Source organism: Bacillus sp. FSL R5-0416, assembly GCF_037975425.1.
GTDB lineage: Bacteria > Bacillota > Bacilli > Bacillales > Bacillaceae > Bacillus > Bacillus subtilis.
Genome location: NZ_CP150252.1, coordinates 1,834,359 through 1,847,212, shown reverse-complemented (window position 1 = coordinate 1,847,212; position 12,854 = coordinate 1,834,359). Strand labels below are relative to the sequence as shown.

At 45.8% G+C, this 12,854-nt stretch carries 1 protein-coding gene; it reads right to left on the bottom strand.

All coding sequences use genetic code 11. From position 1 onward, the window contains the following. Window positions 1–56: 56 nt before the first annotated feature. The gene (pksM, locus tag NYE20_RS09565) at window positions 57–12,845 is read right to left on the bottom strand and encodes a polyketide synthase PksM (RefSeq protein WP_161621588.1); all 12,789 of its coding nucleotides are present in this window, start codon (window positions 12,843–12,845) and stop codon (window positions 57–59) included. Window positions 12,846–12,854: the final 9 nt, after the last annotated feature.

Below are 12,854 nucleotides of genomic sequence, written 5' to 3'. Positions count from 1 at the left end.
GTTCTTCCACCTCAGAAATGGTTAATTCTCCTGATCTGAAGGCATCGAGAATTTCTTTATGATTCATACGATTTACTCCCTTCTATGATGTTTTGCACACTCTTAAAATCCAATTTCCCTAGCGCCACCTCTTGCATCAATCCGATGATTTGCTCGTCTGTATACGTGCCCTTTATGTGATGTGCTGCTGCGCTATGATTTTGTTTTTCCGCTTTTAAGGCCAAATGGTCAGATAGAGCTTGGACTGTCTGACATTCAAGGATTTCCCGGCCGGCCATCTTCAGCTGCGTGGTTTTTTCGATATGCCGCATCAATTTTCGGCCAAGAATTGAATCCATCCCATAATCCAGAAAGTTTCTTTTGAAATTGATTCGATCCTCAGATATGCCCAATTCTCGTGCTAAAAATTGAACAATGATCTTTTGAATATGGGTTTTGCCATTCGGCTCGTCAATCTCTGTTTTCATATCTTGTGAATGCTGTTTAACGGCCTCTGATTGCTGAGTGCCTGACGAAATCCAATACCGTTCCCTTGCAAATGGATAACCAGGTAAAGAAACCATCCGAACGTGATCGCCATCATGAAGGAGTTCCCAAGGAATCTGATATCCTTTCACCCAGCATTCCGCGATGTTTTCCAAATTTCTTTCTTTTGCGAGAGCTTGCAGAACTGCTTCATCTTGTTCTTCTAAAATCCCTTCTGTATATCCTGTATAAAGGGATCTCTGTTGGCCTGATACCCCACCATTCTTCATTGCTTCCACATATTCCTTCAATTTTCGCACCAATTGCTTCTGATTGTTTGCAACGATCGCGAGCCTTGCTTCCATGGCTTTTCTCCCAACCTGAAGCGTATATGCCACATGAGGTAAAGAAAGGTTATGATTCTGCTCCAGATACGCAATCATGCGGCAGGCAGCATCCTGAAGCCGATCGTCATTTTGGGCTGAAAGCACAATGATCTGCGGTGACCCTTGATGCCGCTGTGTGGACGGCTGATCATCCGGAATGTATTCTTCAATGACTGCATGTGCATTGGTGCCGCTGATTCCAGTCGTGCTGATCGTTCCCATCCTCGGCTTCTGATTTTTCCTGATCCACGAACGGTTTTCTTTGCAAAGCACAAATGGGCTTTCTTTAAACGGAATATACTGGTTTTCCGATTCACAGTGATGAGTGGCCGGAATGATCTGGTTTTTCATAGCCATCAGCATACTGATTAAAGCAACCGTTCCTGACGCTGCAAATGTATGTCCGATTAAAGGTTTAATTGAGCTGATCATACAGAATTGCTTCTGCTTCGTATATTTGCTGAACACGCTCGTTAACGCTTGGACCTCAAGCGGATCACCAAGATTCGAGCCGGTACTGTGCGCCATCACATATTGAATATCGAGCGGATTGATTTCATTTTTTTCATAAATGTTTTCGATCAATTCTGCCTGGCTAAAAGGATTTGGCGCAGTAATGCCGTTGGTTTTGCCATCGTAATTCACGCCGCTGGCTTTGATGCAGCCATAAATATGATCTTTATCTTCAATTGCCTTTGATAATGGTTTCAAGAGAACAGCAGCCACCGCTTCACCTGGCACAAGACCATTGGCATCCTGGTCAAACACTTTGCATTGTCCGTTCGGAGACAGCATTTCGGCCCTTGTCAGCGCCTCAAAAGACATGTGAGAAATATTCAAGCTGACGCCGCCGGCTAAAGCCATTTCACAATCCCCCTGACGCAGAGCTGAACATGCCTGGTGAATCGCCACCAGTCCAGATGAACATGCTGCTGTCAAAGCCATATTAGGCCCTTTTAAATCCAATGCGTATGCGATTCTCGCAGACAATGTGGCGTTTTGTGTTCCGTTAATGTAATCCGTATCTCCGGTTAGATGCGCATATTCCCCTTCTTCCACACCTACATAAACACCGCAGGATTTTCCTTTTATCCGATCTCCCATATAGCCGGCGTCTTCAAACGTGTGCCATGCTTCCTCTAGAAAAATGCGCTGGCGCGGGTCCATGCTTTCAGCTTCTTTAGGCGATATTTGAAAAAACAGCGGATCAAACCGGTCTATGTCCTTCAAAAATGCACCCCACCTTGGCACTGCTTTTTCTGGATCTCTGTTAGCTCTCCCCCAGTCCCGGCGTTCGCCCGGGATGTCAGAGATACACGATTTACCGTTTTTCAGATTATCCCACAGCTCATGGACCGAATCAGCTTGAGGGAACCTGCCGCTCATGCCGATAATGGCAATAGGCTCATCGTGAACCTGCCGAATGCTTTTTTTACTGGTTTCTGGTTCTAAAGCTACAGGAATTGCTGCATAAGCTTCAGGGGACTTTTGCGCTTCTGATGCATCATCCCGGTAAAATGCTTCAATCAGCTCTTTATGATCGGTTAAGAAAAAGCCGATCAATTCTTGTAAAGTCGAATAGCCGAAAAATAAAGCTGGTGTCACTTCGATGTTGAAATGCTTTGATAACACATTCGAAAATTTAGCCAAATAGATTGAATCAAATCCGAAGTCGGCCCAATTTTTGTTCAAATTCAGCTTGTCCTTTGAAATCTTAAGCAATGTGTGAATATGCTCTTTCAAGTCGTGTTCTAAACGCTTTTCAACGCTTAACGTTTTTACCTCATCCTTGTTTTCTTGTGCTAGAGGGGCTTGAGTGGCCGGTTCTGGAATAGCTGGTTCAGTCATTCCTAAAAATCGGCTGACACGGCTGAGCTGACCGGCTATGACGAGATGCTGAGCATCCTGCTGAGCTAGGATGTGCTCAAACATACGGATACCTTCCTCGGCTTCTAGGAAGCGTTGGCCGCTTGATTTTAGGTACATATCCGTTGTTTCTTCATCACCGATCTTCATTCCGCCATCCTTCCATACAGGCCAGTTGATGACAAACGTTTTACCGTTATGCAGCTCATTTCTGTATTGTGCGTAAGCCATCTGAAACCTGTTGCCAATCGCATAATCACAACATCCAAAATCCCCTAAAACCGCAGAAGAAGAAGAAAAATAACACATAAAATCAAGGACTTCATTTTTAAGCCATTCATCAAGCGCTATCGTGCCGTTGATTTTCGGTTCAATGATGCGCTGGAAGCTTTCGATCTTTTTGTCAAAAATAGCAGAGTCGCTTTCGATTCCGGCTGCATGAATGACACCGTTGATGGCACCGAATCGGTCTTTCCCTCTTTTTACGCAGTCTCCCATTGCGATAGGATCAGACACATCGGCTTCTGCATACATCGCTTCGCCGCCTAGATCATTTAATTCTTTTATTTGCTTTTGCTTCTCATCATTAAAAGGCGACCGCCCTGTCAAAATCAGGTTTGCGGCATAGTTTTTGGCCAAATGCTTGGCAAATAAATAACCAAGCCCTCCTACACCGCCTGTAATCAGGTAAGTACCGCCAGACTTCAATTTGCTGTCGTCCGGTTGTATCGTTGTCTGTTCAATGTGATTTACATATCGTTTCGCATTCTGATACAAAACCGTTTGTTCAGCTGAAGCCTGTAATTCTGCCCATATATTACGTGTCCAATCATCCATCGATCCTTGTTCCGCCGGCTGAAAGATTCCAGTCACTTTTGTGTGCGGAAGGACAAGCCCGAGTGAACGTTCGAAGCCAATCCATGATTCCAGATAGCTTCTGTCAAGACCATCTTCAAAACATCCTGCCAGCAGCAGCCGTGAAGGATGAAGCTTTGCTGCGGACATACCTTGTAATAGGTAAACAATACAAGAATGGTCCTTTATACAGCGCTTGTCTTCCATAGGCCACATATAGAGGATTGCATCTGGCTCTCCAAGTTCTTCTTTAATGCTCTGGAAGGCCTTTTCAAAAGTAACGGGTTCTTGCCGCACAATCTGGTAGCTATATTCAGACTGTTTGCTGTACACTTCGCCCTGTGATATAAAAATGACCTTAGTGTCTTGATCAACGTTTTTCAGGGCTGAAGCAAATGCGTTTTGCTTTTCTCTTTCAGTCAGAAAACAGATGAGCGTTTTGATACGTTTCGATGTGAGAGTAGCCGGCTCTTCTTTCCACACTTCTTGAAAAGTCATAACCTTGAAAGGTTCTTCTGTTTGCTGATCATGATCCTGTTCTATAGACGCCGGAGCCTTTGCCGCGCCTGGTGCCCAGTAACGTTCTTTTGCAAATGGATATGCCGGAAGACTGATCCGGACAGGCGTTTGGGTGCCGTACAGCATGCCCCAGTCGAAAGACAAGCCTTTCACCCAAAGATCCAGCAGTTTCGTGTATTTCCCTTTGCTCATCCATGCTTCTATGATTTTTTCCGTATCCTCATCCGCTGATAAGACTGCTAACGCTTTTTTGTTATCATCGATGCGATCCAGATACAGGCTGTCTGCTTTGTTTTCGATAAAATCGTTCAGCTTTCTCTCAAGATCCTCTAGTGATTCCGCTATAAAGGCCAGCCGTTCCTCCATTGCTTCACGGCCTGTTTGCAAGGTATAGGCAATCCTGATCAGGTCTGTTTCGCGGTACCTTTTTTGTTTGATGGCTGTAAGCAGCTGTTTCGCTTTTTCTTGCAAGCGTTCCATGTTTTTGGCCGACAGCACAATCAGCGCTGGAGGATGGTCTTTCGGCGTTTGCGTCCCCGTTCTTGGAATATATTCTTCCAGGATGATATGGGCATTGGACCCTCCGGCGCCAAAACTGCTCAAGCCAGCGCGCCTAGGCACCTCTTGCCCGCCAATCACCGGGCGTTTCCATTCACCAAGTTGCTGCTGAACGACAAATGGCGTATGGCTGAACTCGATGTTCGGATTCAACCGCTGAGCATGCAATGATGGTGCAATTTGGCTATATTTAAACTGAAAAAGTATTTTTGTCAGCCCTGCAATTCCGGCTGCACTTTCACAATGACCGATATTTGATTTGCTGGAGCCGATCGCACAAAACTGTTTCTCCTGCGTATCTTTCTCAAATGCTTTTGTTAACCCCGCTATCTCAATCGGATCTCCTAATGCAGTGCCTGTTCCATGCGCCTCTAAATAACTGATGGTTCGGGCAGGAATGTCGGCGCGCTCCATTGCTTCTTTAATTACCTGTGCCTGTGCATGAGGATTTGGAACCGTGTATCCATTTGTTTTTCCTCCGCTATTAATGGCACTTGCCTTTATCACACCGTAAATATGGTCACCGTCCGTTATTGCTTGCTGCAGCGGCTTTAACACAATGGCGCCTACGCCTTCACCGTCGACAAATCCATCTGCATCATCGCCGAATGATTTACATGTATCACTAGCAGAGAGCATATTCATGACAGATAAATTCTGATAGTGAACCGGGTCGACAACTAAATTGACACCGCCGGCAATGGCACAATCACTCGATCCGCTATAGATGCTTTCCAGCGCTAAATGAATCGCTGTCAGGGAGGATGAGCAGGCTGTATCGACTGCAAGACTGGGGCCTTGGAAATTCAGTAAATAGGATATTCTGTTGGCGATAGACCAATAGCCGTAGCCGGTCGGATAATTTTTGTTCATGACTCCGGCAAAGACGCCGATTTTTCTGCTTGAACAGAGCGAGTCAGGCGTGTATCCCGCGTCTTCAATACTTGCATAAGCGGTTTGCAGAAATAATCGCTCCTGAGGGTCCATTCTTTCTGCCTCAAGCGGAGAAATCTGAAAGAATAATGGGTCAAACTTGTCCATATCCTTGATAAATCCGCCCCATTTCGTATAAATTGATCCTTCTTTTCCTTTTTCTTTATCGTAATAAGCTTTCCAATCCCAGCGATCTTTCGGAATTTCCTCAATACAATTTCTTCCTTCTTTTAGGTTGTTCCAAAAGTCTTCTGCTGTTTCCGCCTGAGGATAGCGTCCAGAAATGCCGATAATAGCAACGTCACGGCTTGCAAGAGTGTTTGTCGGTGTTTCTTTCTCCCCGCTGAAGCCAAGCTTGCGATAGCGCCGTGTTCTTTTAGCGGCCTGATCAGGTTTCTGTGAGGATTGGGTTCTGCTTTCGGCCGGTGTCTGTTGTAGAACTTGACGGTCAAGACCTGTTAATTTCATCAGCGCTTCTGTTTTTGTTTTGATGAAATGCTCCACCAATGCGTCAATGGTCTGGTACTCGAAAAATAAAGTGCTGCTTACATGGTCAAATTCTTTGCGCAATGTATTCGTCAGCTGGACAACAACGATAGAATCAATCCCGTACTTTTCAAGCGGTTCAGATGACTCAATCTTTCCTGCAGGAATTTTCAACGTTTCCCCGATTAGTTTTTTCATATATTCTGTGCTTTTTTCTCTTAGGAGAGCATGTTTTGATTGTCCAGCTTCCTCTGAATCTATGGTATGAATGTAGGCTGGCTCCTGATTAGACGCTTGTGAAACATCCTTCTCCGGCAAGACCACATTTTTCATCATACGGCGAACCAGCCCGTTGCTTGAGGCTGCGACGATTTGGTGACTCAGATCATGTGCCGCCTCAGCCGGGAAAAAGACAGATTCAAAGCCTTCGCTTTCAAGTGCCGCTTTCCAGCTGTCAGGATGTAAGCCTGGACAGCCGGGAATCCGCACTGCAGGATCTTCATACAGCCACCAGCCTTCCAAAAGACCAAAGGTAATGTGAGGGAACAGGCTGTTTCCCGCCATTTCATTCAGCAGCAGCATTCCGTTGTTTTTCATTACTGCTTTTGTATGCCGCAGTGTTTGACGGATATTTTTTGTTGCGTGAAGGACATTAGCGGCAATGACGACATCATAGCCTCCCGCTTCAAATTCCTGCTGGTCAATCGGTTTTTCTACATCAAAAAGCTGATATGTCAGGTACGGATTTTCCGCCCCATATTCCTTTTCTGCATGCAGCAAAAATGCTTTAGACAGATCTGTATAGCAATATTCATTGATGTGCTTTTGATATGGTTTCAGTTTTTCAAAGATTCCGGCACTCGTGCCGCCTGTGCCTGCGCCTATTTCCATAATGCGAATCGATGCCTCAGGGTTGTGCTTCAGACATTCATCCAGATAAGCTAATAATGTATCGGCAAGCACTTTATTAAAATAATCTGCCACTTGGTTATGCTTATAAATGCCTTCCACCAGTTCCATCGAGGAATGCGGGAACATGATATCTGTTGCAGGGACTTTCCCTGTCAAAATATCCGGTAATGCTTTCAGCATGGCCTCTGCTAATACAACCATCGCCTTTGTCTCGCTGTCTTTAAGCCACTTTTCTTTTTTCGCATTCCATTCTTGCCAAAGCAGCTCGATATCCTCTGCTTGGTCCTTCCTCACCAATGAATCTCCAACTTTCTTAAGATAGCCATGCCGCAAGAGAAATTCGCTGCTTTGCCGAATCCATTTTCCATAAAATTCACGAGTCTTATATTGTTGAAGACGTTCAACCGATAATGTATAACCATCAAACAGCCCGGCTGTTTGAAGCTGTCCTAACAACAGCCTGTAAAGAAGATCATCAAGCTCTTCATGTGTCACTCTTTGAAATCGTCCCGTAGTCGGCAGACGCTCCATCAGGCTCTCTGCATCTGCTGAAGGTTGCTCTGGATAAAGAGTGATGAATTCATTCTGATTCACGCCTTCGACTGCTACAGGCTTTGTCGTATGAATGAAAGCTGTTTGGCTGACTGGCCCAGAAAGCAGGGCTTCCAGCGCCTTCATAGCCTCCGCAGGCTCAATTAAACCTAAGCCGATTTGATTCATGAGCTGTACATAATGTTCATCCTCAGCCGCTTCACTATTCCCCCAATATCCCCAGTTCATGACTTTTACAGGGCATGCCCAGCTCTGAGAAAGCCGGTGAGCAAAAGCATCTGCAAATGTACAGCCAGAGGCATAATGGCTTTGCTTCACATTTTTGATATGGGCTACAAGCGAAGAGAAGAATAAAACAAAATCTACATTCTCCTGGCGGAACACTTGGGCCATCCGAATACTGACATCGATCTTCGCCGCCAGTCCAGCGGTGAATTCTTCCGGCTTCATTTTTTCCAGGCTTTGCTCAAATAAAACCATCGCAGAGTGAACAATCCCGTGAATATGAGGATGGCGCATTTTCACTTGATCATAAGCCTGCTGCAATGAATGCTTATCGGCTGCATCGGCTGCAATGTAGAAAGGCTCAGGGCCAAGCGCCGAAAGTCGGTCTATTTTTGACTGGATGGCAGCATTAAGTTGACTTCGCCCAATCCAAACGATTTGCGCTTGGTAGCGGCGGATCATGTACTCACTCCACGCCTCTCCGATATACCCGGCTCCTCCGATGACCACATAGACTCCGCCTTTCCGATACAGCGTGTCGCCTGACAGTGAGTGCCGATATGGGATCAATTGCTGCTGATGCCATTGCTGATTACGATAGGCCCAAGCATGGCCAAGGCGGTCAGCTGGGAGCGCAAACATGTGATTTACCGGCCATGTGCAGCCTTTTTCAAGATCGAGAAGACGGATTTTCCAGTGTGGATATTCCTTTGCCATTGTGCCGGCAAGCCCATGAATGCTTGCATGAGCGGGTTGTACTGCTTCATGTTGCGTAACCGGCTGCGCTTGGACGGTCACAAGAGACCATTCAAGTTGTTTCTCGCCATAGCCTAATTGCAGGCATGCTTTCAAAAACTTAAATAAGTGAAGAACAGCTTCTTCTTGTCCATCACTACCTATACTTCCCCGGTGTGACGGGGCAATCCACAATACATGGTCAATGCTTCCGTACGCTCGCAGTTTGTCCGCTATTCCCTCAATGTCATCTGCAGGCCGGATATCGATAAAGGAAACTTGCGGATAATGATGCTTTATGAATGCCCGATCAGCTTCAGCAGCACCGCATAAAACAGCTCGTGTACCAGCAAACGAAGCATTATCCTCCGCTTCTAGAGAGACTGGTTCCCAGACGGGGATCATCATCGTATGCCCGGTCAGCTGAGAATCAGTTACTAGTTGAGACCTTGAATGCCGCTCTCCATCAAGTGCCCGCATCGAGGCACCCTTCATTCGCACACAAACGTGTCCGTTCTCATCACATAAATCAATATCATACTTTCTGACTTTGTCCTCCGCTTTACTGTCTGAACTATATCGAATATAAGACCATATATTCTCTGGACATGGGCTGAAAATATCAACCTCCTGCAACGCAAATGGAAGAGACAGCGTCTGAGCTTGTCCAGTGGCATTGACTGAGCTAACGATAAAACCGACCGTGGCATGGAACGCGGAATCCATCAAACTCGGGTGGAGCGCAAAATGCTGCCTGTCGTTTTTTAGAAAAGCGGGTAACGAGATTTTTGCAAGCAATTGATCTTTGCCGACATAGACTTTTTCAATCCCTTGATAGCCCTCTCCATAGTCAAGCCCAATCTTTCGAAACGCTGCATAGCATTGTTCTGACGTCACTGTGTCCAAACTGCATTCTGTCTGTATTGATGAAAGGTTTAAAATGGAAGTGTCCGCTTCATCTGAAATGACAGCGCGGCCTTGGCAGTGTATCGTCAGGGCTTCTTCTTTATGTTCAGAGCTGCTATAAATGTCAAAGGAGATGTCCCCGTTATCCTCAGGAAAAAGGCCAATATGTATTTCTTTTGGTTCACTTTCTATCGTGATAGGACGCACCCACACAATGTCTTTAAGCGACACCACTCTTTGTTCGCCGTCCAGATCGCCTGCAGCTTTTTCCGCTGCTTCCCTTGCCATTTCTAAATAGGCAACGCCCGGCAAAATCTTCTGTCCCTGTACAACATGATCTGAAAGGAAAAATTCCGTGCCTGTAAATACAGAGCTAAAGCGCTGCTCAGTAAAGTCTGATGTATTGCGGTGCACCAGCGGATGTAAGATATGATTCACAGTGCTGGTTTTCATTTCAGGAACCGGGATCCAGTAGCGCTCCCTTGCAAACGGATAGGTCGGAACACTGATTTTAAGCGGCTTGCGATCGCCGTATAGGTCTTCCCAGGTGACCCGCTTTCCTTGAACCCATGCTTTCGCCATTTCCATCATTTCACTGTCTGTTATCAAATGGTTATTCAGCGCATTTACCGATGTCGGCCCAGCCGCCTCCTGATTCTCCTTGGCTTGTCCGGTCCAGCAGCCCTCGATCTCTTCTTCGCCATTGGCAAACGCTCGAAGTTTAGCCGTTAAATCTTTTATGTCTTTTACAATGAAGGCCGCACGCTCCTCCATTTCAACCCGCCCTGCCTGCATGGTATAAGCTAACGCTAAAAGATTGACGTCCTCGCTAAGAAAATCAAGAAGTTTAAGAGCGTAAGCCTGCAGACGATCTTTGTTTCTCGCAGACAAAGGTATCACTATTTCTTCATTTTTCGTTAAAATCGTCTCTGAATGGCTCTCTGCCGGAATATATTCTTCCAAAATAAGATGCGCATTTGATCCTGAAGCGCCAAACGAACTTAAACCGGCGCGGCGGGGATATGTGACGTCCACCCCGTTTTCTGTAAAAGATGGCTGCTCCCATTCCTTTGTTTCATGCTGGACAAAAAATGGGGTTTGATCAAGCTTCAAATAAGGATTCAGCTCTGCTGAATGTAATGACGGCACCAAGGTTTTATGATGCAGCTGCAGGACAGTCTTCGTTAAGCCGCTAATGCCGGCTGCAGCTTCAGCATGGCCAATATTTGATTTCACAGAACCGATTGAACAGAATTGCTTGTCCTGTGTATTGCGGCTGAAAGCTTTTACTAACCCCTGTATTTCAATCGGATCTCCCAATGAGGTGCCAGTGCCATGGGCTTCAACATAGCTGATGGTGCGCGGATCAATTCCTGTTTTTTCTAGACACGCTTCGATAACATCAGCTTGAGCTACCGGGCTCGGTACTGTAATTCCGCTTACTTTTCCTACATGATTGATCGCACTGCCTTTGATGACAGCATAGATTCGGTCACCGTCCTGTTCAGCTTTTCGCAGCGGTTTTAGCAATACTGTCCCGACACCTTCTCCAGATACGTAGCCATCTCCGCCTTTGCCGAAAGTATGGCAATAGCCGTCACTTGAGTGCATTCCTACACTGCCATAGCTGATATATTTAGCCGGATGCAATGACAAATTGACGCCTCCGGCAAGCGCGGCCTCGCATTCTCCATTCCGGATGCTCTCTATTGCCAGATGAACCGCAGTTAATGAGGAAGAGCAGACCGTGTCCACCGCCAAGCTTGGGCCGTGGAAATTACAATAGTAAGAGACCCTGTTGGCGATTTGCGCATAATTCAGCGATAAAGGAAATGGATTGTGTTCTGATAGAGCTTCAGCTCCTATAAGGGAATAGTCCTTATGCATAACGCCGGCAAACACACCGACATGCTGTCTTTTATTTTCTCCCTGCGGTGAAGCAATTGTCTCTGGTGTATAACCCGCATCTTCAATAGCTTCCCAGCACGTCTCTAAAAATAACCGTTCCTGAGGGTCCATCATTTCCGCTTCACGCGGAGAGATTCTGAAAAATTGAGGATCAAAACAATCAGCATCCTCGATAAACCCGCCCCATTTTGACAATGGCTTGCCCGAAGGTGAATCCAGTCCATTGTTTTCTTTCCATTCCCAGCGTGAGTTTGGAATCTCTGTGATGCAGTCGGTACCCGCTTTAAGCTGTTCCCAAAATTCCTGTATATTTTTCGCCTTAGGATAGCGTCCCGCCATTCCGATAATGGCTATGTCCTCCCCGATCTCTGGTGAAGAGGTAACACCATCAATTGGTGAAGGAGATTGGCGGACAGCATCGTCCGCCTCTCCAATTGAATAGTGATCAGCAAGATGAGCAGCTAGTTCTGCAATTGTTGTAAATTCAAACAGCAGTGTCGGAGCAAGATCCGCTCCAACCTTATCTCCAATTTCCTGAACCACGGTAAGCAATGACGGAGAATCCAGACCAAGCTCATAGTACCCAGCGTGGATATCCATTTGGTCTGCCGGCCTTTCAAGCTGCTTAGCAAGCAGCTGACGCAAATACATTTCAAATGCGGGATAGTCCCGACTGATGTTCTGAGAGACAGCAGCTCTTTCTTCTTGAATTTCTTTTGCGGAATGAAAGGCTGATCCATTCCGTACAGACTTGCCTGCAAACTGTTTCAGCTCGGCCACTTTTTGTCCTGCTGAATTAAAATATTCAATCGTCATATAAATGAGTTCTTTCTTTTGGTGCACAGATGAGGAGAGGATCCGTGCTGTACATCCTTTTTGCAATCGTTCTGAAGCAGAAAACGATTCATAATACAATGGCAGGTACATCGTTTGATCTGAGATCAGGCAGCTTGAACCTATGCCGCTCCCGTCAATAAGCGTCGGATGAAACAGAAAAGCTTCAGAATGGCGAAGCGCTTCCTGTCCGACTGCTAAATCAATTAAAACACCCTCTTTGGCTTCATAAATCCGCCCTTTTGCCTTCATCATGCCGGTATGCACTAACTCTTGAGATCGGCATTGTTCATAGATTTCATCTAAATTCAGAATCCTATCAGCTGTACTTTTCCACTGATTAAGGTCTATTGATTCGGCAAAAGAAATTTGCTCTTTACGATGCATGTCAGCAGTCACATATTGTCTCTTGTCAGATAGTGATTCTCCATGCTGTTTTTGTCCGTCGATGATGATGGACCATGTCCCTTCCTTTCTTTCAGACACGTGAATGGTCAGGGCAATGTCATATGACTCATCTGCGATCAAAGGGTAAAAAATGGTCAGGTTTTTTAATTCAAGCTCTTGGTATGCATAACCATGTTCCTGGAATACTTGGTAGATCAAATCTATATAAGCAAGGCCGGGTAATAACGCTTGTCCATATACCTTATGGTTGGACATGATTGGATTATTTAATGAAATGTGCAGTTGTTCAGTTATCATTTTCCCACT